This is a genomic window from Paraburkholderia sp. D15 (assembly GCF_029910215.1).
GTDB lineage: Bacteria > Pseudomonadota > Gammaproteobacteria > Burkholderiales > Burkholderiaceae > Paraburkholderia.
The window spans coordinates 3,235,813-3,261,046 of record NZ_CP110395.1 but is presented as its reverse complement, the minus strand read 5'-3'; the positions used below and the strand labels follow the sequence as shown (position 1 = coordinate 3,261,046).

Sequence of the window (25,234 nt, the reverse complement as noted above, 5' to 3'; positions counted from 1 at the left end):
TCGGATTAGCCTGCTTTAAAAAAATGCAGCAAAAATTGAAGCGAAAAGCGCGCAAGCGAGCGAAAAAAATCTCGTCGTTGCCGTCGCCGCTAGCCCTGCGTCAGCGACGCGACGCCGCGATTGGCCAACTGATCGGCGCGCTCGTTTTCCGGATGCCCGTTATGCCCGCGCACCCAGCGCCATTCGATCTCGTGTTGCGCGACGAGCGCGTCGAGCCGTTTCCACAGATCCGCATTCTTCACCGGCTGTTTGGCGGCGGTGATCCAGCCTTTCTTCTTCCAGCCGTGAATCCATTCGCTGATGCCTTTCTGCACGTACTGCGAGTCGGTATGCACGACCGCCTTGCACGGACGCTTCAGCGCTTCGAGCGCGCCGATCACGCCCATCAGTTCCATGCGGTTGTTGGTGGTGTTGGCTTCGCCGCCGAACAGTTCTTTTTCCTGCGTGCCGAAGCGCAGCAGCGCGCCCCAGCCGCCTGGGCCGGGATTGCCCTTGCAGGCGCCGTCGGTATAAATGTCGATGAGATCGGAGGAGGTCATTGCGTGTGGTTGCGTGTATTCGGAGTGGCGGCGGGCGCGAGGCCCGCGGCGAGGACGGGTTTCTTCACTTTCAGCGGACCGACGAGGCGCATGCCGCGCACGCGCTTGATCGCCTTGATCATGTAGGTGGCGCCGAAGATCGGCCACCAGCGGTCGCCGGCGGCTTCCATGAAACCGTAGCGCGACAGCCATTGATCGCTGCCGAGCGGCGGACGATAGCAGCCGAAGCGTCCGCGTTCAAGGTCGAAGCCCAACAGCTTGATCCAGTCTTTCAGGCGCGTGAAGGCGATCAGATCGACGGCGGCCGGCACGAACGGCCGGCCGGTCATCTTGCCGACCGATTGCCGCGCGCCCCACAGCGACAGCGAGTTGAAGCCGAGGATGATCAACTGCCCCTCGGGCATCAGCACGCGTTCCGCTTCACGCAGCAGACGATGCGGGTCGCTGGTGAATTCGAGCGTGTGCGGCATCACGATCAGGTCGACGCTTTGCGCCTCGAACGGCAGATCAAGCAGGTCGCACCAGAGCGCGCTGCGGCCGGCCGGCGCGGGCAGGCCGATGAGCCCGTTGGGTGCGGCCGGATGGATGGACGCGGCGCCGTTGCCGGCGCCTTGACGCTGGCCGCCGAAGCCGGCATGGCCCACGACACCCGCGGCGCCGTCGAGCGCGCCATTGTCTGCCGGGTTGCCATGCCCATGGCCGCCACCATCCAGCCGCGGCGCGCGCGGATACGAATACGGCGCGCTTGCACCGCTCGCCGCATCGAGCACGAGCCCACGGCAGGGCATGCGGTTCTCGCGCAACGCGTCGAGCTGCGGCAGGCCGAGTTGCAGCGCGTGATAGCCGAACACGTCCGACACCACACGGTCGAGCTGGGTCTGTTCCCACTCGAGCACGTAGCGGCCGGGCGGTGAATCGGTCCAGGCGGGCCAGTCTATAATCGCTCGGTCAGTCATATCTAAGAATGCGTCGCCTATGAATGCGCTCGAGTACGTACCGGTCCCGGCGTTTGAGGACAATTACATCTGGGTCGTTGCCGACGGACAGCACGCGGTAGTCGTCGATCCGGGCGAGGCCGCCCCCGTGCGCGCGTATCTGGCGAAACGGGGTTGGCGGCTGAGCGCTATTTTACTCACCCACCATCATCAAGACCATGTCGGCGGGGTCGCCGATCTGCTGAGCGACCAGGCCGTACCCGTGTACGGCCCGGCTGGTGAGGCGATCCAGCATCTCACGCAGCGTCTCGAAAATGGCGATCGCGTGACGATCGCGGCGCCCGCGCTCGATTTCACCGTGCTCGACGTGCCTGGCCACACGAGCGGCCACATCGCCTATTTCCAGGCGGCCGATCCGGCCGGCACGCCGCACGTGTTCTGCGGCGACACGCTGTTCGCCTGCGGTTGCGGCCGGCTGTTCGAAGGCACGCCGGCGCAGATGCTGAAGTCGCTCGACGCGCTCGCCGCGTTGCCCGGCGCGACCGAAGTCCATTGCGCGCACGAGTACACGCTGTCGAACATCCGCTTCGCGCTCGCCTGCGAGCCGGGCAATGTCGAGTTGCAGGCGTGGCGCGACAAGGCGACCGACCTGCGGGCGCGTCACGTGCCCACGCTGCCGACCACCATCGCTCACGAACGCGCGGTGAATCCGTTTTTGCGCGCCAGCGAACCGGCGGTCCAGACGACGCTGCGCGACGAATTGCACGAAACGGTGCCCGATCGTCTGACGGCGTTTACGCTGCTGCGCGAATGGAAAAACCGCTTCCGTTGACCGCGCGCGCATCAGGGTATTCCTCACGCGATGAATCGGAAAAATTCGCCAAGCCCAAGATTTGCTTGATTTTTTCGGTATTTTTAGATTGACGTAAACGTTGCCGTTTCGTACTATCGGCTGCAAATTCCAGCCCTTGTGGAAGCCGAGACGTTCATGCGATTTATCTTCAGTGCGTTATTGGTCCTCACGCTCGCCGCCTGCGCGAGCCAGGGACCAGCAACGAGCAGCGCCAACACCGCCACCAATCCCGCCAGTCAGCAAGCAGTCTCAGACGCCCTTCGCAAGACAGCCACCGCCAAAGAGACGATCAACGTCGATCAAGGCTCGGTCACGCAGTTGACGAGCCAGGACGCCGATCTGTGGGGCCGTATTCGCCGTGGTTTCCAGATGCCCGATCTGCAGACGGACCTCGTCGACATGCAGGTCAACTGGTACGCGCAGCGGCCCGACTACGTGCAGCGCATGACCGAGCGTTCGCAGAAGTACCTGTATCACATCGTCGAAGAGCTCGAGGCGCGCCATATGCCGACCGAGCTCGCGCTGCTGCCGTTCATCGAATCCGCGTATAGCCCGCAGGCGTTGTCGGTCGCGAAGGCGGCCGGCATGTGGCAGTTCATGCCGGGCACCGGCCGCACCTACAACCTCAAGCAGAACATGTGGCAGGACGAGCGCCGCGACGTGCTGGCCTCGACCAGCGCCGCGCTCGACTATCTGTCGAACCTGCACGACATGTTCGGCGACTGGCAACTGGCGCTGGCCGCGTACAACTGGGGCGAGGGCAACGTGCAGCGCGCGATCGCCCGCAACGAGGCGGCCGGTCTGCCGACCGACTACCTCAGCCTGCGCATGCCGAACGAGACGCGCAACTACGTGCCGAAGCTGCAGGCGGTCAAGAACATCGTGATGAACCCACAGATGTACGGGCTCACGCTGCCGTCGATTCCGAACCATCCGTATTTCGTGACGGTGACCACCTCGCACGACATCGACGTGGACATGGCCGCGAAGCTCGCCAATCTCTCCACGGACGAGTTCCGCTCGCTGAATCCGTCGTTCAGGAAGCCGGTGATCCTCGGCGCCACGCAGCCGCAGATCCTGCTGCCGTTCGACAACGCCAGCGCCTTCGAGCGCAACCTGAAGGCGTATAGCGGCTCGCTGTCGTCGTGGACCACGTACACCGTCACCGAGCGCGCGGCGCCCGCGGCGATCGCGCAGAAGATCGGCGTGGATGCCGACACGCTGATGGAGGTGAACAAGATTCCGGCCGGCATGCGTCTGAAGCCGGGCTCGACGATCGTCGTGCCGCGCGGTTCGGACGACGACGAGGACATCAGCGCCGACGTCGCCGAAAGCGCGGTACTGGCCATGGAGCCGGACGTCCCCGATACCCGCAAGATGCTGATCCGCGTGCGCCGTAACCAGTCGATGGCGGCCATCGCGTTGCGCTACGGCGTATCGGTCGGCCAGGTGAAGGCGTGGAACCGCACCCATCGTGATAGCGTGTCGCGCGGCCAGGTGATCGTGCTGCACGTGCCGGTCGGCAAGGCGATGCCGAGCGAGCCGGGGCCCGAAGCCATCGCGACCAACGTCCAGGGCGGCGGCGTCGAGAAGATCGGCACCCGCGTCGCAGACACCAAGGGTGAATCGCGCTACGATAAGAAAAGAGGTCGTGGCCGCTCGGCGGTGGTGAAAGTGTCCGAGCCGGTAGGGAAGGTCAGCAAGCCGACTGCGTCCGCCGCCAGCAAGGGCAAGGTGACGAAGGTATCGGCTTCCACGTCCAGCAAGGCGTCGAAGGCCGCGGCGGATAGCCGCCCGAAGACCGCGGCCAACGCGAAGAAGGGTAAGTAGACCAACAGCGGCTTCCACGGTAGTGACCACATGCGTTGCGGGGGCAGCGCATGAATTGCGCTCCGATCACGCACCGTGTTATTTCCAGCGCCGTCACCTCGTGGTGACGGCGTTTTTCATTGGCGCGCGTGTCTGGCGGCAAGGCGCGCCGATTTGCTTTATCTTTCGTGCTTCATTTCGCCCCGTTTCGCTTCAACGCGTTTCGCCACGCCAATCCATTCAAAGCTCATGTCGTCGACCCAATTGCGCGTTTTCGTCCTGTTTTCCGCGGGCTATTTCGTTTCCTATGTATTCCGCGGCGTCAATCTCGGTTTCGCGCCGTTCATCACGCACGACCTCGGTTTGTCGGCGACTGACCTGGGTTTGCTGACCAGTCTGTATTTCCTCGGCTTCGCGGGCGCGCAGATTCCCGCCGGCGTGCTGCTCGATCACTTCGGCGCGCGCCGTGTCACGGCCGGCACCTTGCTGTTCGCCGCGCTCGGCATCTGGGTATTTGGTGCGGCGCAGAGCGTCGGCATGATGATGGTCGGGCGTCTGCTGATCGGCATGGGCGTCTCGGTGTGCCTCGGCGGCGCGTTTAAAGCGCTCGCGCAGCACTTCGCGACCGCACGCCTGCCGTTGATGAACGGCCTCGTGATGGCGGTCGGCGGACTCGGTGGCGTGATGGTCGGCACGCCGCTCACGTGGGTGCTGGGTTTCGCCACCTGGCGCACGGTTTGTATCGGATTGGGGTTGATGACGGTGGTCGTCGCGCTGGCGCTGTGGACGCTCGCGCCGGACACGAAGGAAACCCATCGTCAGGCGAGCATCGCGACGCAGTTCAAGGGCACGCTGCATATCCTGAGCAGCGGCGCGTTCTGGAAGATCGCGTCGTTCTCGGTGGTCACGCAGGGCGTGTTCTACGCGATGCAGTCGCTGTGGGTCGGCGCCTGGCTGCGCGACGTGCAGGGCCTCGAGCCGCGCGACGCGGCGGCGCTGGTATCGATCCTCGGATTCGCGATGATGGCCGGCTGCGTCGGCTTCGGCGCGGCGGCGCGCAGTCTCGAGCGGCGCGGCGTGTCGCTGTACGCGTTCTGCGGGATCGGCATGACGCTGTTCGTGATCACGCAGTTGCTGATCGTGTTCAAGGCGCCGTTGCCCGCGGGTCTGCTGTGGGCGGCGTACGGCGCGTTCGGCGGCACCGGCATCCTGATCTACGCGGTGATGGCGCGGCACTTTCCGCCGCAGATGACCGGCCGGGTCAACACCACGTTGAACCTGATCATCTTTCTGCTGATTTTCGGTTTTCAGATCGGCGTCGGGGCGGTGTTGTCGCATTGGCCGGCCAGTGGCGGCCATTATCCGGCGTCCGCGCATTTGACCGCGTGGGGCATTCTCATCGCGATGCAGATTGCGAGCGCGATCTGGTTCGTGCTGCCCGACAGAAAGATCGCCAAAACGATCGGCGCCCACGAAGCGCAGGACGCGTAAGCGTCGCGACGCCTGCGCGCAACGGGCCTGCGTGCAGCCTGGTCAGCCATGTCGCCGCCGGGTGGCGCTGTTATCTCGATTCGCCCGGCATAAATTTTGTCAATGGGCGCAAAACCCGTCCCAGTAAGGCTTTGCGTGGGGCTTGGGGGTGCCGGAACGAGGGGCTGCGCTATCTCGGATTTGGACGCGAGGGTAGTTTCCGGCTATAATTCCAAGGTTTGAGCTTATCAACCCGCACCCTAGCGCCTACCTCTCCCATACCGTTCATCCGCCGCGCGCCTCCGGCGTAGCAAGAAGGGCCCCGCACCCTGCAGATCCGTCCACACAATGGACCCATCGCGCCCCTTGCAACGTCCACGGCAGTTACGCGAGCGAGTCTGCGCGTGCATCCGCTGGGTGCGTTCCGCTGCGGCTCGCAGTCGGATAGACAGGTCGGCAACAGGGTGTTCCCCCAAGGAGTCCCCCGTGTTGCCGTCATTTTCTTCCGCTCTGCTCGCGCTCGCCGACGGCACGGTCTTTCGTGGTTACTCGATCGGCGCCCCCGGGCATACCATCGGCGAAGTCGTGTTCAACACCGCTATCACCGGCTATCAGGAAATCCTGACTGACCCGAGCTACGCGCGCCAGATCGTGACCCTCACGTATCCGCATATCGGTAACGTCGGTGTGAACGCCGAAGACGTCGAAGCCACGAAAGTCCATGCCGCCGGGCTGATCATTCGCGATCTGCCGGTTCTCGCATCGAACTTCCGCATGGAGCGCACGCTCCCGCAATATCTCCAGGACGAAGGCGTGGTCGCCATCGCCGGTCTCGACACCCGCAAGCTGACGCGCGTGCTGCGCGACAAGGGCGCGCAGAACGGCGCGATCCTCGCCGGCTCGGACGACGAAGCGAAAGCCATCGAACTCGCGCGCTCGTTCCCGGGCCTCGCGGGCATGGATCTCGCCAAGGTCGTGTCGACGAAGGAGCGCTACGAATGGTCGCAGACCGAGTGGCGCCTGGGCAGCGGCTACGGCACGCAGAACGCGCCTAAGTACCGCGTCGTCGCGTTCGACTACGGTGTCAAGTACAACATTCTGCGCATGCTCGCCGAGCGTGGCTGTCACGTCACCGTGCTGCCGGCGCAAGCCAGCGCCGCCGACGCGCTCGCGCTCAACCCGGACGGCATCTTCCTGTCGAACGGCCCCGGCGACCCGGAGCCGTGCGACTACGCGATCCGCGCGACGCAGGAACTGATCGCGAGCGGCATTCCGACCTTCGGCATCTGCCTCGGCCATCAGATCATGGGCCTCGCGGTCGGCGCGAAGACCATCAAGATGAAGACCGGCCACCACGGCGCGAACCATCCGGTGAAGGATCTGGAAGACGGTCGCGTGGTCATCACGTCGCAGAACCATGGCTTCGCGGTCGACGCGAACACGCTGCCGGCCAACGCCCGCGCGACCCACGTGTCGCTGTTCGACGGCACGCTGCAAGGCTTCGCGCTGACCGACAAGCCGGCGTTCTGCTTCCAGGGTCACCCGGAAGCGTCGCCGGGTCCGCACGACATCGCCTATCTGTTCGATCGCTTCACCGCGTTGATGGACACGAAGAAGGGCGGCAAGGCATCGGCGGCCTGACGCGCCGCATGGTCCGGCAGCGCGCGGCCCAGGCCGCGCCGCTTCTGGCGCCGCCGCCGCATCGAGCAGGCGGCCCGCCCCGGACAGAGTAGAAACGCGCGCAACGCCAACGCGGCGCGCGTCGACGGAAAGAATTCAGGAATACATTAGCGAGAGCGTTATGCCCAAGCGGACAGACATCAAGAGCATCCTCATCATCGGCGCGGGTCCGATCATCATCGGCCAGGCGTGCGAGTTCGACTACTCGGGCGCGCAGGCATGCAAGGCGCTGCGTGAGGAAGGCTACAAGGTCATCCTCGTCAACAGCAATCCGGCGACGATCATGACCGACCCGAATACGGCCGACGTGACCTACATCGAGCCGATCACCTGGGAAGTGGTGGAGCGCATCATCGCCAAGGAGCGTCCGGACGCGATCCTGCCGACCATGGGCGGCCAGACCGCGCTGAACTGCGCGCTGGACCTCCACGCGCACGGCGTGCTGAAGAAGTACGATGTCGAGTTGATCGGCGCGTCGCCGGAAGCGATCGACAAGGCGGAAGACCGCCAGAAGTTCAAGGACGCGATGACCAAAATCGGTCTCGGTTCGGCCAAGTCGGGCACCGCGCATTCCATGGAAGAAGCGCTGGCCGTGCAGGCCGACATCGCGGCGCAAACGGGCAGCGGCGGTTATCCGGTCGTGATCCGTCCGTCGTTCACGCTGGGCGGTTCGGGCGGCGGTATCGCGTACAACCGCGACGAGTTCGAAGAGATCTGCAAGCGCGGTCTCGACCTGTCGCCCACGCGCGAACTGCTGATCGAGGAATCGCTGCTCGGCTGGAAAGAGTACGAGATGGAAGTGGTCCGCGACAGGAAGGACAACTGCATCATCGTCTGCTCGATCGAAAACCTGGACCCGATGGGCATTCACACCGGCGACTCGATCACGGTCGCGCCGGCGCAGACGCTCACCGACAAGGAATACCAGATCCTGCGTAACGCATCGCTCGCGGTGCTGCGCGAGATCGGCGTGGACACCGGCGGTTCGAACGTGCAGTTCTCGATCAATCCGAAAGACGGCCGGATGATCGTGATCGAAATGAATCCGCGCGTGTCGCGTTCGTCGGCATTGGCGTCGAAGGCGACCGGTTTCCCGATCGCGAAGATCGCGGCGAAGCTCGCAGTCGGCTACTCGCTCGACGAACTGAAGAACGAAATCACCGGCGGCCAGACCCCGGCGTCGTTCGAGCCGACCATCGACTACGTCGTCACCAAGATTCCGCGTTTCGCGTTCGAGAAATTCCGCGAAGCCGATTCGCGCCTGACCACGCAGATGAAGTCGGTCGGCGAAGTGATGGCGATCGGCCGCACGTTCCAGGAATCGTTCCAGAAGGCGTTGCGCGGTCTGGAAGTCGGCGTCGACGGTCTGGACGAAAAGACCGATAACCGCGACGAGATCATCCGCGAGATCGGCGAAGCCGGTCCGGACCGCATCTGGTACGTCGGCGACGCGTTCCGTGTCGGCATGACGGCCGAGGAAATTTTCGAGGAAACCTCGATCGATCCGTGGTTCCTCGCGCAGATCGAACAGATCATCCTGAAGGAAAAGGCGCTGGCCGGCCGCACGCTCGCGAGCCTGTCGAAGGAAGAGCTGAAGTATCTGAAGCAGAGCGGGTTCTCCGACCGTCGTCTCGCGAAGCTGCTCGGCGCGAAGCCGGCCGAGGTGCGCACGCGCCGTATCGAGCTGAACGTGCGTCCGGTGTACAAGCGCGTCGACACCTGCGCGGCCGAGTTCGCGACGAAAACCGCGTACATGTACTCGACCTACGAGGAAGAGTGCGAAGCGAACCCGACGAACAACAAGAAGATCATGGTGCTGGGCGGCGGCCCGAACCGGATCGGCCAGGGCATCGAGTTCGACTACTGCTGCGTGCATGCCGCGCTCGCCATGCGCGAAGACGGCTACGAAACGATCATGGTCAACTGCAACCCCGAGACCGTCTCGACCGACTACGACACGTCCGACCGTCTGTACTTCGAATCGCTGACGCTCGAAGACGTGCTCGAAATCGTCGACAAGGAAAAGCCGGTCGGCGTGATCGTGCAATACGGCGGCCAGACGCCGCTGAAGCTCGCGCTCGATCTCGAAGCGAACGGTGTGCCGATCATCGGCACGTCGCCGGACATGATCGACGCGGCCGAAGACCGCGAGCGCTTCCAGAAGCTGTTGCAGGACCTCGGTCTGCGTCAACCGCCGAACCGTACCGCGCGCGCCGAAGACGAAGCGCTCAAGCTCGCCGACGAAATCGGCTATCCGCTGGTGGTGCGTCCTTCGTACGTGCTCGGCGGCCGCGCGATGGAAATCGTTCACGAGCCGCGCGACCTCGAACGCTACATGCGCGAGGCCGTGAAGGTGTCGAACGACTCGCCGGTGCTGCTCGACCGCTTCCTCAACGACGCGATCGAATGCGACGTGGACTGCATTTCGGACGGCGAGGCCGTATTCATCGGCGGCGTGATGGAACACATCGAACAGGCGGGCGTGCATTCGGGCGACTCGGCCTGCTCGCTGCCGCCGTACTCGCTGTCGCCGGCGACGGTTGCCGAAATCAAGCGTCAAACCGGCGCAATGGCCAAGGCGCTGAACGTGGTCGGCCTGATGAACGTGCAGTTCGCGATCCAGCAGGTGGCGCAGGCGAACGGCTCGAAGGAAGATGTCATCTACGTGCTGGAAGTGAATCCGCGTGCATCGCGCACGGTGCCGTACGTGTCGAAGGCGACCAGCCTGCCGCTCGCGAAAATCGCGGCGCGCGCGATGGTCGGCCAGACGCTCGCCGCGCAAGGCGTGACGAAGGAAATCAACCCGCCGTACTTCAGCGTGAAGGAAGCCGTGTTCCCGTTCGTCAAGTTCCCGGCGGTCGATCCGGTGCTCGGACCGGAAATGCGTTCGACCGGTGAAGTGATGGGCGTGGGCCAGACCTTCGGCGAAGCGCTGTTCAAGTCGCAGCTCGCGGCTGGTTCGCGTCTGCCGGAATCCGGCACGGTGCTGTTGACCGTGATGGACGCCGACAAGCCGAAGGCCGTCGAAGTCGCCCGCATGCTGCACGAACTCGGTTATCCGATCGTCGCGACCAAGGGCACGGCTGCCGCGATCGAAGCGGCCGGCGTGCCGGTGAAGGTCGTCAACAAGGTGAAGGACGGCCGTCCGCACATCGTCGACATGATCAAGAACGGCGAAATCGCGCTGGTCTTCACGACCGTCGACGAAACCCGCGCCGCGATCGCCGACTCGCGTTCGATCCGCATGAGCGCGCAGGCGAACAAGGTCACGTACTACACGACGATGTCCGGTGCACGTGCCGCGGTGGAAGGTCTGCGCTATTTGAAGAACCTGGAAGTCTATGATTTACAAGGGCTGCACGCTCGCCTAAACTAAGGCTTCGACTACCTGTCCAAGATGTAAGTGCCGCGGTTAAGCGGCGTTCCGCAGGTGCAGTGGCCCGGGTTTTGCCCGGGTCGCGGCTCCCGCGGAATGCACTTAACCGCGGTGATTTTTTTTACGGCCGTTTTTTTGTCCCAGCGCGCATTCCCGAACCTGCCGTCCTGAGCGTCGGATGCACGCGGCGCGCGCCATACTGGAACGGCCTGACGTTTTCTCGAGAGTTGTTTATGAGCACTATTCCATTGACGAAGCGCGGCGCGGAAATGTTGCGCGATGAATTGCAGCGCCTGAAATCGGTTGAACGTCCCTCGGTGATCAACTCGATCGCGGAAGCGCGCGCCCAGGGCGATCTATCGGAAAACGCGGAATACGACGCGGCGAAGGAAAAGCAGGGCTTTATCGAAGGCCGCATCGCCGAGATCGAATCGAAGCTGGCCGGCGCGCAGGTGATCGACCCGGCCGCGGTCGAAGCGGATGGCCGCGTGGTGTTCGGCGCGACCGTCGAACTGGAAGATCTGGATTCGGGCGCGTCGGTCAAGTATCAGATCGTCGGCGACGACGAAGCGGATATCGATCACGGCCTGATCTCGATCAGCTCGCCGATCGCGCGCGCATTGATCGGCAAGTCGGAAGGCGACGTGGCGTCTGTTCAGGCGCCCGGCGGCGTGCGCGAATATGAAATCATCGCGGTGAGCTACGTTTGAACATGGCGCCGGTGTCCTTGATGCCGCATCGTTTGTTCCGCCTGCTGACGGTGGTGTGGGTCGGCAGTCTGCTGACTATCGGCTACGCCGTCGCGCCGGTGTTGTTCACCTCGCTCGACCGGATGACGGCGGGTGCGGTGGCGGCGCAACTGTTCCGCATTGAAGGCGTGCTGGGTGCCGTGTGCGGTATTTTGCTGCTGGGGCTGGCGAACGTGCTGGTCCGGCGCGGCGGCGATGCGTACCGGCGCTTGCGCTGGTTGATCGTCGGCATGCTGGTGTGCGTGCTGGTCGGTTATTTCGCGCTGCAGCCTTTTATGAATGCGATACGCGTTGCGGCATTGCAAGCGGGTACGGATGTGGGGCACTCGGCGTATGCGACGCGCTTCGGCATTCTGCACGGCGTGTCGAGTCTGTTCTATCTGATCGAGAGCCTGCTGGGCGTCGCGCTGGTGTGGAAGCTGCCGGCGGGTATCGGTTTCGCCGCCGCCGGGCAAAACGTTCGCGACGCGGACGGGAAGGTTGCTGGCTGACCGGTTGGGTTGGCCGCCGTGATCTGCTCGTTGTCGAGCGATGCAATGACAGGCCGCATGCCTGCACGGCCCCAAGGTGCGGACGTTGCCCGCACCTCTCACCACCTGCTTATTTCGACGACTGATGTGCGCGCTTCGCGCTGGTTTGACGCTTCTTCGCGCGCTTGATGTTGCCGCCTTGCGTCACGCGCTCGTTACCGCGCACGAGCACTGCCTTGGCCTTCGGCTTGCGCATTGGGATTTCGCTGGGCTTGACGACCTTGACGACGCGCGGTGCGCGGCCCTTGGCCGGATTGGCTTCGACAGCAGCTTCGCGAGCGCTCGGCAACGCGCCGCGCTTGCCTTTCGCCGCAGCAGGCTTCGTGTCCGCTTCCGGTTTCCAGATCACCAGCAGCTTGCCGATATGCTGGATCGGCGCGGCATTCAGCTTGTCGCAGATTTCTTCGTAGATAGCGATGCGGTCTTCGCGCTCGTCACCGAACACGCGGATCTTGATCAGTTGATGCGCGCCGAGGTGAACCTTGATTTCGGCGAGCACGGCGTCGGTCAAACCTTCGGCGCCGACGAGCACGACCGGTTTGAGCGCATGTGCCTGGGAGCGCAACTCGGCGCGTTGGTCGGAAGAGACTTTGAGGGCGGGCATGGAAAGTGTGAGACTCGACTAAAATGGCGGCACCTGCGTTCCCGATCCGGTCGTTCGATCGACTCGATGAGGGCAGTTCGGCAGGGCGCGCGTCAGGACATCAGAATCGCGGATGACCGCCAGTTTGGGCGGCGTCCGCGCGAATTAACCGCGTATTATCCGCTAAAGCGCGACATGACGCAGCAAGAGTTCAACGTTTAATGGCAAAAAACAAGTTCAACACCGCGTGGCTGCACGACCACATCAACGATCCCTACGTAAAAATGGCGCAGCGGGAGGGCTATCGCGCCCGCGCCGCGTACAAGCTCAAGGAAATCGACGAGCAGGACAAGCTGATCCGGCCGGGGCAGGTGATCGTCGATCTGGGCTCCACGCCGGGTAGCTGGAGTCAGTACGCGCGCAACAAGCTCGCCAAGGGTGCACGGCGCGACGCGGAGCGCGAAGGCGGCATCGACGGCACCATCATCGCGCTGGACGTGCTGCCCATGGAGCCGGTCGCCGACGTCCACTTCATTCAGGGCGACTTTCGGGAAGACTCGGTGCTGCTGCAACTGGAAGAATTGGTCGGAGAGCGTCAGGTCGATCTTGTAATTTCGGATATGGCACCCAACCTGTCCGGAGTTGCGCTGGCTGATGCGGCGCGAATCGAGCATCTGTGCGATCTCGCGCTGGAGTTTTCGCAGAATCATCTGAAGCCAGATGGCGCCCTTTTAGTCAAATGCTTTCACGGCAGCGGTTATAGCCAGATTGTCGAAAAGTTCAAGCGCCAGTTCAAGGTGGTGGCGGCCCGCAAGCCGAAAGCGTCGCGGGACAAGTCGTCAGAAACGTTTATTTTGGGTAAGCATCTCAAGCGACCCGCATAGGGACGCTGCAGAACGGTTCCGCCTTTGCCGATAATGGCTGCATGGCGCCGGAAATTGGCGCGATGAATGCCCGCTACGCTATTTCTGTGGTAGTGAAACCTTATGGCAGGGGTCTGCGGACTGGATTAGAATGCTTTCGTGGTGCCGCAAGGCAAATGTAGGCGCCCGTCTAAGTGAAGGAGTGGTGCTTTGAACAACAATATGTTTTCGAAAGCAGCAGTGTGGCTGGTTATCGCACTGGTGCTGTTTACGGTGTTCAAGCAGTTCGACAAGCCCCGTGTCCAGGAAGGCGTTTCCTATTCGCAGTTCATGGACGACGCGAAGAACGGCAAAGTCAAGAACGTCATTGTCCAGGGGCGGAACCTCACGGTCACTCCAGCAGACGGCCAGAAATACCAGATCGTGTCGCCCGGCGACATCTGGATGGTCGGCGATCTGATGAAGTATGGCGTTCAGGTGAGCGGCAAGGCGGATGACGAACCCAATGCGCTGGTTTCGGCGCTGTATTACCTCGGACCGACCATCCTGATCATCGGATTCTGGTTCTACATGATGCGACAGATGCAGGGCGGCGGGAAAGGCGGGGCGTTCTCGTTCGGCAAATCCCGTGCGCGTCTGATCGACGAAAACAACAACGCTATCAATTTCACCGACGTCGCCGGCTGCGACGAAGCGAAGGAGGAAGTCTCCGAACTGGTCGACTTCCTGCGCGATCCGCAGAAATTCCAGAAGCTGGGCGGCCGTATTCCGCGCGGCGTGTTGCTGGTCGGCCCGCCGGGAACCGGTAAGACGCTGCTCGCACGTGCCATCGCCGGTGAAGCGAAGGTGCCGTTCTTCAGCATCTCGGGTTCGGACTTCGTCGAAATGTTCGTCGGTGTCGGCGCGGCTCGTGTGCGCGACATGTTCGAACAGGCCAAGAAGCATGCGCCGTGTATCGTGTTCATCGACGAAATCGACGCGGTCGGTCGTCATCGCGGCGCCGGCATGGGCGGCGGCAACGACGAGCGCGAACAGACGCTGAATCAGATGCTGGTCGAGATGGACGGTTTCGAGGCTAATTCCGGTGTGATCGTGATTGCCGCGACCAACCGTTCGGACGTGCTCGACAAGGCGCTGCTGCGTCCGGGTCGTTTCGACCGTCAGGTGTATGTGGGTCTGCCGGACATTCGCGGTCGCGAACACATCATGAAGGTGCATCTGCGCAAGGTGCCGATTTCGAACGACGTCGACGCAGCGGTCATCGCGCGCGGCACGCCGGGCTTCTCCGGCGCCGATCTCGCGAACCTCGTGAACGAGGCGGCCTTGTTCGCGGCGCGCCGCGGCAAGCGCATCGTCGAAATGACGGATTTCGAAGACGCGAAGGACAAGATCTTCATGGGTCCGGAGCGCAAGTCGGCCGTGATCCGCGAGGAATCGAAGCGCGCCACCGCTTACCACGAGTCGGGCCACGCGGTGATCGCCAAGCTGTTGCCGAAGGCCGATCCGGTGCACAAGGTTACGATCATTCCGCGCGGTCGCGCACTGGGTGTCACGTGGCAGTTGCCGGAGCATGACAACGAAACGTATTCGAAGGACTACCTGCTGGATCGTCTCGCGATCCTGTTCGGTGGCCGCGTCGCGGAAGAGCTGTTCCTGAACCTGATCAGCACCGGCGCGTCGGACGACTTCAACAAGGCCACGCAAACCGCGCGCGCCATGGTGGCTCGCTTCGGCATGACGGACGCGCTCGGACCGATGGTCTACGTCGACGACGAAAACGACGCTACGCCGTTCGGCCGCGGCTTCACGCGGACCATTTCGGAAGCGACGCAGCAGAAGGTCGATGCGGAAATCCGTCGCGTGCTGGATGAGCAGTACACGCTGGCCAAGCGCCTGCTGGATGAGAACCGCGACAAGGTCGAAGCGATGACCGCGGCGCTGATGGAGTGGGAAACGATCGACGCCGATCAGATCAACGACATCATGGCTGGCCGTCCGCCGCGCTCGCCGAAGAGCTCGCCGCCGTCGGCAAGCGACGCCTCGTCGGGTGGCAGCCCCGGCACCGAGGTGAAGCCGGGTAGCGCGACCGCGCCGGCTTGATGAATCATTGCTAGAAAGTGCGGGCCGGTGTGTCATCACACCGGCCCGTTTTGCATTTATCCCGTTTATTTATTGCATCACGACGTGCCGACTGTCGATCTTTCTCACACTCCGTTGCCCGAGCCGCTGCAATGCGGTCGCTTCACCTTGACCTTCGAGCGCCCGCTGGTCATGGGCATCCTGAACGTCACGCCCGATTCGTTTTCCGATGGCGGTCAATACGCGATGCGCGGCGACGCGCTGCGCCAGGCCGAGCGGATGTTGCTTGACGGCGCGGACATCATCGACATCGGCGGCGAATCGACGCGGCCTGGTGCGCCGCCCGTGCCGCTCGACGAAGAACTGGAGCGTGTGATTCCGCTCATCGAGCAATTGCGCGGTGCAAATGTGCCGTTGTCGATCGATACCTACAAGCCGGAGGTGATGCGTCATGCGTTGAGCGCCGGCGCCGATCTGATCAACGACATCTGGGGCTTCCGGATGCCCGGCGCGATCGACGCGATACGCGACAGCCATTGCGGTCTATGTGTGATGCATATGCTCGGCGAACCTCAGACCATGCAGGTCCGCGAGCCTGTCTATGATGATGTAGTGAGCGAAGTCCGCGAGTTTCTCGAAGAGCGCGTGACGGCGTTGACGCAAGCGGGCGTCGCACGGGCTCGTATCAGCGTGGATCCGGGGTTCGGCTTCGGTAAGGCGGTGATCGAGCATAACTACGCGTTGCTCGCGCATCTGCCGGACAGCGCGCCGCGAGCGGAACGGCCGTTTCCGATACTCGCGGGTATGTCGCGCAAGTCGATGGTCGGCGCGGTGGTGGGGCGGCCGGCGCCGGAGCGTGTCGCGGGCAGTCTCGCGGCGGCGGTCTGCGCCGCCGAACGCGGCGCCGCGATCGTACGTGTGCATGACGTCGCGCAAACAGTGGATGCATTGAAAGTGTGGGCAGCGATGCGCGATGCGGCGATGAGCCGCACGCATCGTTGAACCCGAAAAAGCCAAGGAGGAAGATAAAACATGGCACGTCGTTACTTTGGAACGGATGGCATTCGCGGCAAGGTCGGTGAGGGCCCGATTACGCCGGAGTTCGTGTTGCGGCTCGGTTACGCCGCCGGCAAGGTGCTCGCGGGCGCCGACCGTTGGGCCAAAACCGGCACCCGGCCGACCGTGCTGATCGGCAAGGACACGCGGGTGTCGGGTTATATGCTCGAAGCCGCGCTCGAAGCGGGCTTCTCGGCGGCGGGCGTCGATGTGATGCTGGCCGGTCCGATGCCGACGCCCGGCATCGCGTATCTCACGCGTGCGCTGCGGCTCGCGGCGGGCGTCGTGATCAGCGCCTCGCACAATCCGTATTACGACAACGGCATCAAATTCTTCTCCGCCGACGGCAACAAGCTGCCCGACGAAGTGGAGTTGCAGATCGAAGAGCATCTGGATCTGCCGTTGTCCTGCGCGGCTTCCGAGCAGCTCGGCAAGGCGCGGCGGCTCGACGATGCGGCTGGCCGCTACATCGAGTTCTGCAAGAGCACGTTCCCGGCTGCGTTCGATCTGCGCGGGCTGAAGCTGGTGATCGACTGCGCGCACGGCGCCGCGTACGACATCGCGCCGCACGTGTTCCACGAACTCGGTGCAGACGTGATTCCGATCGGCGTCGCGCCGAACGGTTTCAACATCAACGACGGCGTCGGCGCGACTGCGCCGGACGCGCTGGTGCGCGCGGTGCGCGCGAACCACGCGGACCTCGGCATCGCGCTCGACGGCGACGCCGACCGTCTGCAGATCGTCGACGCGGCGGGCCGCCTGTATAACGGCGACGAGTTGCTCTACGTGCTGGTCAAGGACCGCGTGGCAACCGACGGCAAGGTGGAAGGGGCGGTCGGCACGTTGATGACCAACATGGCGGTCGAAGTCGCGTTGCAGAAGGCGGGCGTGAAGTTCGTCCGCGCGGCGGTGGGCGACCGGTACGTGCTCGAACAACTGCGCGAACACGGCTGGCAGCTCGGCGCGGAAGGCTCGGGCCACATTCTGTCGCTGGACCGTCATTCGACCGGCGATGGCATCGTCTCCGCGCTGCTGGTGCTGGCGGCGATGAAGCGCAGCAACAGCACGCTCGCGGACTTGCTCGACGGCGTCACGCTGTTCCCGCAAAAGCTGATCAACGTGCGCATGAAGCCCGATGCGGACTGGAAGGGCAGCGACGCGATCCGTCGTGCGATCGCGCATGCCGAGGATGCACTGGAGGGCCGCGGCCGCGTGCTGATTCGCGCGTCGGGTACGGAGCCGGTGTTGCGGGTGATGGTGGAAGCACAGCATGCGGACGACGCGGTTCGCCATGCGGAGGCGATCGCCGGTGCGGTAAAGCAGGCGACGGCCTGAACAGACGTCTGAACAGATAACAGGCAACGGGCCCGCTGGCCGCATCCACGGTGCGGGCTGGTCGGGTCGACAACACGACCAGCGCTAAAGTACCCATTTAGCACCTGCCTGGCCGACACCATTAAACGAAACAGCAAAAAAGCGGCGGGACGATCCCAAAGATCGTCCCGCCGCTTCCCATTTACAGACCGCTAACAGGCGCCGCACGCAATTCGGCGTGGCCACCTCACAATCGCCAAACAACCCCCGGCACCCGCCACCCAAACGCAAGCCAAACCACGAAGCAAACGTTCGCGCCCCATCTTTTTCGCCTATTCTCCTCAAGAACCCCGATAACTCCGTCAAATCGGCGAAATTTCCGCCGCAGTGCCTTTCACTAGCGTAATCCCACTGTCACATCTGTTTCACGATAAGTCACGTTACTGTCACAAAGAGACCCTAAGCTTCGCGGTGTTCGTCTTCCTCGCTCACACCGCTCACACCTTGGAGAGTCTCATGAAATTGATGCAAACCGTGTTCGCTGGCGTCGCTGGCGCGCTTTTCGCGATCGCAGCGCAAGCCGCAGACATCACCGGCGCGGGCAGCACCTTCGCAGCACCGATCTACACGAAGTGGGCCGACGCGTATCAGAAGTCCGGCGGCGGCAAGGTTAACTACCAGGGCATCGGCTCGTCGGGCGGTATCAAGCAGATCGAAGCGAAGACGGTCGATTTCGCCGGCTCGGACGCGCCGCTGAAGGACGACGAACTCGCGAAGGCAGGTCTGTTCCAGTTCCCGACGGTGGTCGGCGGCGTGGTGCCGGTGGTCAACGTGCCGGGCGTGAAGGCTGGCGATCTGACGCTGTCGGGCGAAGTGCTCGGCGACATCTACCTGGGCAAGATCAAGAAGTGGAATGACCCGGCTATCGCCGCGCTGAACCCGAAGGTCAAGCTGCCGGATACCGACGTTGCCGTGGTTCGCCGCGCCGACGGTTCGGGCACCAGCTTCATCTGGACGAACTACCTGTCGAAGGTCAACGCAGACTGGAAGTCGAAGGTCGGTGAAGGCGCAACGGTCAACTGGCCGACGGGTACGGGCGGCAAGGGCAACGACGGCGTCGCCGCATTCGTGCAACGTCTGCCGGGCGCAATCGGCTACGTGGAATGGGCGTACGCGAAGCAGAACCACATGACGTACGTCGCGATGAAGAACTCGACGGGCGCCGTGGTCGAGCCGAAGACGGAAACGTTCAAGGCAGCGGCAGCGGGCGCGGACTGGTCGAAGTCGTTCTACCAGATCCTGACGAACGAGCCGGGCAAGGACGCATGGCCGATCGTCGGCGCGACCTTCGTGCTGCTGCACACGGCGCAGGAAAAGCCGGCGCAAGGCACGGAAACGCTGAAGTTCTTCGACTGGGCGTTCAAGAACGGCACGCAGGCTGCAAACGATCTGGACTACATCTCGCTGCCGGATTCGGTGACGGCTGAAATCCGCTCGCAATGGAAGTCGAAGGTGAAGGATGCTTCGGGCAAGGCCATCGCCGAGTAAGCGATAGCAGCACGAAGCGACTCGCACCGACTGTCGCGACACATTGGCCGTCCCCCGGTTGGGGACGGCCAATGGCATTACCCCGGGCATTAGCCCAAGGTTTCACCCCCGCATAACGGCATCACCGCCGCGCGACACATGTCGACGGCAACTGGAAACAGGTCCATCAGGCTCTCATGTCCGATATCCAATTAGCGTCCGGCTCCGCGCGCTCGACCCCGCCCGGTAGCGCTTCGCAGCAGAAAGCGCCCAGCCGCGCCGGCGACGTGATCTTCGGCGGCCTCGCGCGCCTCGCCGCCATCATCACGCTGTTGCTGCTCGGCGGCATCATCGTTTCGCTGATCGTCGCGTCCCTGCCGTCGATCAAGCAGTTCGGTCTCAGCTTCCTGTGGACCGCCGACTGGGATCCACCCAGCAAGCAATTCGGCGCACTCGTCCCGATCTACGGCACGATCGCCACATCCATCATCGCACTCGTCATCGCGGTGCCCGTCAGCTTCGGCATCGCGCTCTTTCTCACCGAACTTGCCCCGGCATGGCTGCGCCGTCCGCTCGGCATCGCGATCGAACTGCTCGCCGCGATTCCGTCGATCGTGTACGGCATGTGGGGTCTGCTGGTGTTCGCGCCGATCTTCGCGCAGTGGTTCGAAAAGCCGCTCGGCGCCGTGCTCGGCGGCATTCCGTTCGTGGGCGCGCTGTTTCAGGGCGCGCCGATCGGCATCGGCATTCTGTGCGCGGGCGTGATTCTCGCGATCATGATCATTCCGTACATCGCCTCGGTGATGCGCGACGTGTTCGAAGTCACGCCGGTGCTGCTGAAGGAATCGGCGTACGGCATCGGCTGCACGACGTGGGAAGTGATGTGGAAGATCGTGCTGCCCTTCACCAAGAGCGGCGTGATCGGCGGCGTGATGCTCGGCCTCGGCCGCGCGCTTGGCGAGACCATGGCGGTCACCTTCGTGATCGGCAACACCAATCTGCTCGATAACGTCTCGCTGTTTTCGCCGGGCAACAGCATCACGTCGGCACTCGCCAACGAATTCGCCGAAGCGGATCCGGGCCTGCATACGTCGGCGCTGATGGAACTTGGCCTGATTCTCTTCGTGATTACTTTCATCGTGCTGGCGATTTCGAAAATCATGCTGCTGCGCCTCGAAAAAGGGGAGGGCGCGCGATGAGCCAGCCTACCTTGAATATGCCGGGTTCCCACGACGCCGCCGCGCTCGAAGCGATGCGCGTGCGTCTGCAGGGACGCCGCCGCACGAAGAATGCCGTCGCGCTGACCATGTCGCTCGCGGCGATGGCGTTCGGTCTGCTGTGGCTCGTGTGGATTCTGTACACGACGTTGCGCCTGGGCGTCGGCGGTTTGTCCGTCGAACTGTTCACGCAATCGACGCCGCCGCCGAACACCGACGGCGGTGGTCTCGCCAACGCGATCGTCGGCAGCTTGATGCTGGTTGGGCTCGCCACCTTCGTCGGCACGCCGATCGGCATTCTGGCCGGCGTCTATCTCGCCGAATACGGCCAGAAGGGTTGGCTCGCGAGCCTCACGCGCTTCATCAACGACATTCTGCTGTCGGCGCCGTCGATCGTGGTCGGTCTGTTCGTGTACGCACTGGTGGTCGCGAAGATGGGCCACTTCAGCGGCTGGGCCGGGGTATTCGCGCTCGCGCTGCTGCAGATTCCGATCGTGATCCGCACCACCGAAAACATGCTGAAGCTGGTGCCGAACGCACTGCGTGAAGCCGCCTTCGCACTCGGCACGCCGAAGTGGAAGATGGTGCTGTCGATCACGCTGAAGGCCTCGATCGCCGGGATCGTCACCGGCGTGCTGCTCGGCGTCGCGCGGATTGCCGGCGAAACCGCGCCGCTGCTGTTCACGGCGCTGTCGAATCAGTTCTTCTCGATGGACATGGGCCAGCCGGTCGCGAACTTGCCGGTCACGATCTACAAGTTTGCGATGAGTCCGTTCGCGCAGTGGCAATCGCTCGCGTGGGCCGGCGTCTTCCTGATCACGCTCGCGGTACTGGGACTGAACATCCTCGCGCGCACGATCTTCTCGAATAAGTAAGGGCGGAGTGTAATCCGATGAATATGGCAGAAACTCAACTCAATCCGACCGTGCGTCCGACTGCGCCCGCCGGTTTCGATCCCGCCCAGAGCGGCCAGAATCAGGCGTCGAACCGCCCGAAGATCGAGATCAACGACCTGAACTTCTTCTACGGCAAGTATCACGCGCTGAAGAACATCAACCTGGCGATTCCCGAAGGCAAGGTGACGGCGTTCATCGGCCCGTCGGGTTGCGGCAAGTCGACCTTGTTGCGCACGCTGAACAAGATGTACGCGCTCTATCCGGAACAACGCGCCGAAGGCGAGATCCTGATGGACGGTGAAAACCTGCTGACCTCGAAGCGCGACATCTCGTTGCTGCGCGCGCGCATCGGCATGGTGTTCCAGAAGCCGACGCCGTTCCCGATGTCGATCTACGACAACATCGCGTTCGGTGTGAAGATGTTCGAAACGCTGCCGCGCTCGGAGATGGACGATCGCGTCGAATGGGCGCTGACGAAAGCGGCATTGTGGAACGAAGTGAAGGACAAGCTCGGTCAGAGCGGCTACGGTTTGTCCGGCGGTCAGCAGCAGCGTCTGTGCATCGCGCGCGGCATCGCGATCCGTCCGGAAGTGCTGTTGCTCGACGAACCGTGCTCGGCGCTCGACCCGATTTCGACCGGCCGTATCGAGGAGCTGATCGCCGAATTGAAGAGCGACTACACGGTCGTGATCGTCACGCACAACATGCAACAGGCGGCTCGCTGTTCGGACTACACTGCGTACATGTATCTCGGCGAGTTGATCGAATTCGGCGACACCGAAAAGATCTTCATCAAGCCGGTCCGCAAGGAAACCGAGGATTACATCACTGGCCGCTTCGGCTAAGCCGCCGAACAACAACGGAGTACGACATGTCCGACAAACACCTGTCCAGCCAGTTCGATGCCGATCTGAATCTGGTTTCCTCGAAGGTGCTCGAAATGGGCGGCCTCGTCGAATCGCAGATCGTCAACGCGATGCAGGCGCTCAACGAATTCAACCTCGACATCGCCGAGCAGGTGATCGCCGCGGAAGACCGCCTGAACAAGATGGAAGTCGACATCGACGAAGAGTGCAGCAACATCATCGCGCGCCGTCAGCCGGCCGCGCGTGACCTGCGTCTGCTGATCGCGATTTCGAAGACCATCACGAACCTCGAGCGCGCGGGCGACGAGGCGGAAAAGATCGCCAAGCGCACCAAGCGTCTGATGGAAGACGGCGCGTCGCGCACCATCAATATCGCCGAGATCAAGCTGTCGGGCGAAATGGCGGTGTCGATCCTGCGCCGCGCGCTGGACGCGTTCGCGCGTCTGGACACGGTGGCCGCCGCGCAGATCGTGCGCGACGACAAGGCGATCGACGAGGAATTCCGCGCGTTCGTGCGCAAGCTGATTTCGTACATGACCGAAGATCCGCGTTCCATTTCCGTCGGCCTCGACTTCCTGTTCATCGCGAAGGCGATCGAACGGATCGGCGACCACGCGAAGAACATCGCCGAATTCATCATTTACATCGTGAAGGGCACCGACGTGCGGCACAAGTCGCGCGACGCGCTCGAACGCGAAGCACTCAGCTAATCCAGCCATAAGGAACAGAGGTGCCGATGCCCAGCAGCATTCTCGTCATTGAAGATGAGCCCGCAATTTCCGAACTGATTTCGGTCAATCTTCAACACGCCGGACACTGCCCGATTCGCGCGTACAACGCGGAACAGGCGCAGAACCTGATCAGCGACGTGTTGCCCGACCTCGTCCTGCTCGACTGGATGTTGCCGGGCAAGTCCGGCATTGCGTTCGCGCGCGATCTGCGCAACAACGAACGCACCAAGCACATTCCGATCATCATGCTGACCGCGCGTGGCGATGAACAGGACAAGGTGCTCGGCCTCGAAATCGGCGCGGACGACTACGTCACCAAGCCGTTTTCGCCGAAGGAACTGATGGCGCGCATCAAGGCGGTGTTGCGCCGCCGTGCGCCGCAGCTCACGGAAGATCTCGTCGCGATCAACGGTCTGAAGCTCGATCCGGCCACGCACCGCGTCGCCGCGCATGCCGAAGGCAGCGAGATCAAGCTCGATCTCGGCCCGACGGAATTCCGTCTGCTGCACTTCTTCATGACGCATCCGGAGCGCGTGCACAGCCGTACGCAACTGCTCGACCAGGTGTGGGGCGATCACGTGTTCGTCGAGGAACGCACGGTGGACGTGCATATCAAGCGCCTGCGCGCGGCACTGAAGCCGGCAGGTTGCGATGCTATGATCGAAACGGTCCGCGGCAGCGGCTACCGGCTCGCGAAGAGCGCGTGACCGGTCGCCGCGGGTGGTACGCGGTGGGTATTCTGGTAGTGTGGCGCCTACGTTTTCTCCTCGATCTTCGCTAGACCATGAACATCATCTGGGCGCGCTCCATCGTGTCGGTCGTGCTGCTGGCTGTTCTGTGCGCGGTGGTCGGCGCGCTCGTGAACGTCAAGGCAGCGCTCATCCTCGCGATCGTCATGCTGCTCGCGCAGAGCGGCTTCAGCACTTTCCACAAACAGCGTCTGTGGCGCCTGCTCGATGCGCCGGTCTACGGCGAGGTGCCAAGCGCCCCCGGCATCTGGGGCGAAATCTACTATCGGCTGCATAAGCTCGCGAAGCGCTGGCACGCCCAGGTCCGCCAGGTCGAGCAGCAGCACTCGCGTTTCATTCAGGCCATTCAGGCGTCGCCGAACGGTGTCGCGATGCTCGACGATCACGATCAGATCGAGTGGTGCAACGCGATCTCCGAAATCCATTTCGGTCTCGACGCGAAGCGCGATCTGCGTCAGCACATCACGCATCTGGTGCGTCAGCCCGACTTCGTCCGCTATCTGAATTCGCAGCGTTACGAGCAGATGCTGATCATGCGCGGCATGGGCGAGAAGCGTCAGAACGTGCTGAGCGTGCAGGTGTTTCCGTACGGCGAAAACCGCAAGCTGGTGCTGTCGCAGGACATCACGGAGCTGGAGCGCACCGATGCGATGCGGCGCGATTTCGTCGCGAACGTCTCGCATGAACTGAAGACGCCGCTGACCGTGCTGTCGGGTTTTCTGGAGACGATGCGCGAGTTGCCGCTGAGCGAAGGCGAACGCGCGCGCTATCTCGAACTGATGGAGCAGCAGGCGTCGCGCATGCGGCATATCGTCAACGACCTGCTGGTGCTCGCCAAACTCGAAGGCGACAACAAACCGCCAAGCGATCAGATGATCGACATGCGCGCGGTGATCCGCCATGTACGGGACGATGCGCAGAGTCTGTCGAGCGACCATCACAAGTTCACGTTCGATATCGACGAGGGCCTGACGGTCACGGGCGTCGAAACGGAAATTCTCAGCGCGCTCGGCAACCTCGTGACGAACGCGATCCGCTATACGCCGGACGGCGGCGCGATCAAGGTGAGCTGGCAGGCCGTGGCGGGCTGCGCGGTGTTCTGCGTGGTGGATAGCGGTCTGGGCATTCCCGCGGCCGATATTCCGCGGCTCACGGAGCGCTTCTATCGCGTCGACCGCAGCCGTTCGCGCGACACGGGCGGCACGGGCCTCGGCCTCGCGATCGTCAAGCACGTGCTGCAACGGCACGATGCGCAACTCGACGTGAAGAGCGAAGAAGGGCGCGGCAGCACGTTCACGGTGCGCTTCCCGGTGTTTCGCACCGCGCGTCGTCAGCCGGCGCCGGCTTGAGGTTGGTCGATTGGCGTAGGTCGCGGCGCGCGCGCTGCGTTGCCGGGTAGAGACTGAAATAAA

General features: G+C 63.2%; 21 protein-coding genes. 18 read left to right on the top strand and 3 right to left on the bottom strand.

Going from position 1 to position 25,234, the window contains the following annotated elements:
* Positions 1-89: 89 nt before the first annotated feature.
* Both rnhA and LFL96_RS13990 read right to left on the bottom strand, forming a co-directional pair.
* A complete protein-coding gene (gene rnhA / locus LFL96_RS13995) occupies positions 90-539 on the bottom strand; it encodes a ribonuclease HI (protein WP_280995819.1) in 450 nt (149 codons plus the stop codon).
* The gene (locus tag LFL96_RS13990) at positions 536-1,495 is read right to left on the bottom strand and encodes a class I SAM-dependent methyltransferase (protein ID WP_280995818.1); all 960 of its coding nucleotides are present in this window, start codon (positions 1,493-1,495) and stop codon (positions 536-538) included. Before LFL96_RS13990 ends, rnhA begins: the two co-directional genes overlap by 4 nt.
* A gap of 19 nt (positions 1,496-1,514) precedes the next feature.
* Here LFL96_RS13990 and gloB point away from each other — a divergent pair, with 19 nt between their 5' ends.
* The 7 genes from gloB to LFL96_RS13955 all read left to right on the top strand — a co-directional run bounded on the left by gloB (position 1,515) and on the right by LFL96_RS13955 (position 11,902).
* Complete coding sequence (gene gloB / locus LFL96_RS13985) at positions 1,515-2,306, top strand: hydroxyacylglutathione hydrolase (protein WP_280995817.1); 792 nt, start codon at positions 1,515-1,517, stop codon at positions 2,304-2,306.
* A gap of 156 nt (positions 2,307-2,462) precedes the next feature.
* The gene (locus LFL96_RS13980) at positions 2,463-4,157 is read left to right on the top strand and encodes a transglycosylase SLT domain-containing protein (protein ID WP_280995816.1); all 1,695 of its coding nucleotides are present in this window, start codon (positions 2,463-2,465) and stop codon (positions 4,155-4,157) included.
* A gap of 228 nt (positions 4,158-4,385) precedes the next feature.
* The gene (locus LFL96_RS13975; RefSeq protein ID WP_280995815.1) at positions 4,386-5,627 is read left to right on the top strand and encodes an MFS transporter; all 1,242 of its coding nucleotides are present in this window, start codon (positions 4,386-4,388) and stop codon (positions 5,625-5,627) included.
* Between the two features lie 465 nt (positions 5,628-6,092).
* The gene (gene carA, locus LFL96_RS13970) at positions 6,093-7,247 is read left to right on the top strand and encodes a glutamine-hydrolyzing carbamoyl-phosphate synthase small subunit (RefSeq protein ID WP_280995814.1); all 1,155 of its coding nucleotides are present in this window, start codon (positions 6,093-6,095) and stop codon (positions 7,245-7,247) included.
* A gap of 160 nt (positions 7,248-7,407) precedes the next feature.
* Entirely contained in the window at positions 7,408-10,662 is a 3,255-nt protein-coding gene (gene carB / locus LFL96_RS13965) for a carbamoyl-phosphate synthase large subunit (protein ID WP_280995813.1), read from the top strand.
* Between the two features lie 233 nt (positions 10,663-10,895).
* Positions 10,896-11,372, top strand: coding sequence for a transcription elongation factor GreA (greA, locus tag LFL96_RS13960; protein ID WP_280995812.1), 477 nt, complete (start codon positions 10,896-10,898; stop codon positions 11,370-11,372).
* Positions 11,373-11,392: 20 nt separating this feature from the next.
* Positions 11,393-11,902, top strand: a complete 510-nt coding sequence (locus LFL96_RS13955; RefSeq protein ID WP_280995811.1) for a DUF4149 domain-containing protein — start codon at positions 11,393-11,395, stop codon at positions 11,900-11,902.
* A gap of 109 nt (positions 11,903-12,011) precedes the next feature.
* On the opposite strand, the gene LFL96_RS13950 is transcribed toward LFL96_RS13955, so the two are convergent.
* Positions 12,012-12,545 carry a YhbY family RNA-binding protein gene (locus LFL96_RS13950; RefSeq protein ID WP_280995810.1) on the bottom strand — a complete coding sequence of 178 codons (534 nt, stop codon included), beginning with the start codon at positions 12,543-12,545 and terminating at the stop codon, positions 12,012-12,014.
* Between the two features lie 200 nt (positions 12,546-12,745).
* Between LFL96_RS13950 and LFL96_RS13945 the strand changes: the two genes are divergently transcribed.
* From LFL96_RS13945 to phoR, 11 genes are all read left to right on the top strand, one after another.
* Entirely contained in the window at positions 12,746-13,408 is a 663-nt protein-coding gene (locus tag LFL96_RS13945) for an RlmE family RNA methyltransferase (RefSeq protein ID WP_280995809.1), read from the top strand.
* A 189-nt stretch (positions 13,409-13,597) separates the two neighbouring features.
* Positions 13,598-15,487: an ATP-dependent zinc metalloprotease FtsH gene (gene ftsH / locus LFL96_RS13940; RefSeq protein ID WP_064268398.1), complete on the top strand. Its 1,890-nt coding sequence runs from the start codon at positions 13,598-13,600 to the stop codon at positions 15,485-15,487.
* 171 nt (positions 15,488-15,658) lie between these two features.
* Positions 15,659-16,468, top strand: coding sequence for a dihydropteroate synthase (folP, locus tag LFL96_RS13935; RefSeq protein WP_281000754.1), 810 nt, complete (start codon positions 15,659-15,661; stop codon positions 16,466-16,468).
* A 30-nt stretch (positions 16,469-16,498) separates the two neighbouring features.
* Positions 16,499-17,857, top strand: a complete 1,359-nt coding sequence (gene glmM, locus LFL96_RS13930) for a phosphoglucosamine mutase (protein WP_280995808.1) — start codon at positions 16,499-16,501, stop codon at positions 17,855-17,857.
* 495 nt (positions 17,858-18,352) lie between these two features.
* Entirely contained in the window at positions 18,353-19,384 is a 1,032-nt protein-coding gene (pstS, locus tag LFL96_RS13925; RefSeq protein ID WP_280995807.1) for a phosphate ABC transporter substrate-binding protein PstS, read from the top strand.
* Positions 19,385-19,560: 176 nt separating this feature from the next.
* Positions 19,561-20,562 (top strand): phosphate ABC transporter permease PstC, encoded by a 1,002-nt coding sequence (gene pstC / locus LFL96_RS13920; RefSeq protein WP_280995806.1) that lies wholly within the window; start codon positions 19,561-19,563, stop codon positions 20,560-20,562.
* The gene (gene pstA, locus LFL96_RS13915; protein ID WP_280995805.1) at positions 20,559-21,455 is read left to right on the top strand and encodes a phosphate ABC transporter permease PstA; all 897 of its coding nucleotides are present in this window, start codon (positions 20,559-20,561) and stop codon (positions 21,453-21,455) included. The genes pstC and pstA overlap by 4 nt, the downstream gene beginning before the upstream one ends.
* 17 nt (positions 21,456-21,472) lie before the next feature.
* Entirely contained in the window at positions 21,473-22,321 is an 849-nt protein-coding gene (gene pstB, locus LFL96_RS13910; RefSeq protein WP_105507822.1) for a phosphate ABC transporter ATP-binding protein PstB, read from the top strand.
* A gap of 26 nt (positions 22,322-22,347) precedes the next feature.
* On the top strand, positions 22,348-23,052 hold the full coding sequence (phoU, locus tag LFL96_RS13905; RefSeq protein ID WP_280995804.1) for a phosphate signaling complex protein PhoU: 705 nt from the start codon (positions 22,348-22,350) through the stop codon (positions 23,050-23,052).
* Between the two features lie 26 nt (positions 23,053-23,078).
* The gene (gene phoB, locus LFL96_RS13900; protein ID WP_028199153.1) at positions 23,079-23,780 is read left to right on the top strand and encodes a phosphate regulon transcriptional regulator PhoB; all 702 of its coding nucleotides are present in this window, start codon (positions 23,079-23,081) and stop codon (positions 23,778-23,780) included.
* 77 nt (positions 23,781-23,857) lie between these two features.
* Entirely contained in the window at positions 23,858-25,171 is a 1,314-nt protein-coding gene (gene phoR, locus LFL96_RS13895) for a phosphate regulon sensor histidine kinase PhoR (protein WP_280995803.1), read from the top strand.
* The last annotated feature ends 63 nt before the right edge of the window (positions 25,172-25,234 follow it).

What these genes read in the sequence shown, in the direction of transcription:
- rnhA (WP_280995819.1), bottom strand. Translation starts at nt 539, where the DNA reads ATGACCTCCTCCGATCTCATCGACATTTATACCGACGGCGCCTGCAAG.
- LFL96_RS13990 (WP_280995818.1), bottom strand. Translation starts at nt 1,495, where the DNA reads ATGACTGACCGAGCGATTATAGACTGGCCCGCCTGGACCGATTCACCG.
- gloB (WP_280995817.1), top strand. Translation starts at nt 1,515, where the DNA reads ATGAATGCGCTCGAGTACGTACCGGTCCCGGCGTTTGAGGACAATTAC.
- LFL96_RS13980 (WP_280995816.1), top strand. Translation starts at nt 2,463, where the DNA reads ATGCGATTTATCTTCAGTGCGTTATTGGTCCTCACGCTCGCCGCCTGC.
- LFL96_RS13975 (WP_280995815.1), top strand. Translation starts at nt 4,386, where the DNA reads ATGTCGTCGACCCAATTGCGCGTTTTCGTCCTGTTTTCCGCGGGCTAT.
- carB (WP_280995813.1), top strand. Translation starts at nt 7,408, where the DNA reads ATGCCCAAGCGGACAGACATCAAGAGCATCCTCATCATCGGCGCGGGT.
- greA (WP_280995812.1), top strand. Translation starts at nt 10,896, where the DNA reads ATGAGCACTATTCCATTGACGAAGCGCGGCGCGGAAATGTTGCGCGAT.
- LFL96_RS13955 (WP_280995811.1), top strand. Translation starts at nt 11,393, where the DNA reads ATGCCGCATCGTTTGTTCCGCCTGCTGACGGTGGTGTGGGTCGGCAGT.
- LFL96_RS13950 (WP_280995810.1), bottom strand. Translation starts at nt 12,545, where the DNA reads ATGCCCGCCCTCAAAGTCTCTTCCGACCAACGCGCCGAGTTGCGCTCC.
- LFL96_RS13945 (WP_280995809.1), top strand. Translation starts at nt 12,746, where the DNA reads ATGGCAAAAAACAAGTTCAACACCGCGTGGCTGCACGACCACATCAAC.
- folP (WP_281000754.1), top strand. Translation starts at nt 15,659, where the DNA reads ATGGGCATCCTGAACGTCACGCCCGATTCGTTTTCCGATGGCGGTCAA.
- glmM (WP_280995808.1), top strand. Translation starts at nt 16,499, where the DNA reads ATGGCACGTCGTTACTTTGGAACGGATGGCATTCGCGGCAAGGTCGGT.
- pstS (WP_280995807.1), top strand. Translation starts at nt 18,353, where the DNA reads ATGAAATTGATGCAAACCGTGTTCGCTGGCGTCGCTGGCGCGCTTTTC.
- pstC (WP_280995806.1), top strand. Translation starts at nt 19,561, where the DNA reads ATGTCCGATATCCAATTAGCGTCCGGCTCCGCGCGCTCGACCCCGCCC.
- pstA (WP_280995805.1), top strand. Translation starts at nt 20,559, where the DNA reads ATGAGCCAGCCTACCTTGAATATGCCGGGTTCCCACGACGCCGCCGCG.
- pstB (WP_105507822.1), top strand. Translation starts at nt 21,473, where the DNA reads ATGAATATGGCAGAAACTCAACTCAATCCGACCGTGCGTCCGACTGCG.
- phoU (WP_280995804.1), top strand. Translation starts at nt 22,348, where the DNA reads ATGTCCGACAAACACCTGTCCAGCCAGTTCGATGCCGATCTGAATCTG.
- phoB (WP_028199153.1), top strand. Translation starts at nt 23,079, where the DNA reads ATGCCCAGCAGCATTCTCGTCATTGAAGATGAGCCCGCAATTTCCGAA.
- phoR (WP_280995803.1), top strand. Translation starts at nt 23,858, where the DNA reads ATGAACATCATCTGGGCGCGCTCCATCGTGTCGGTCGTGCTGCTGGCT.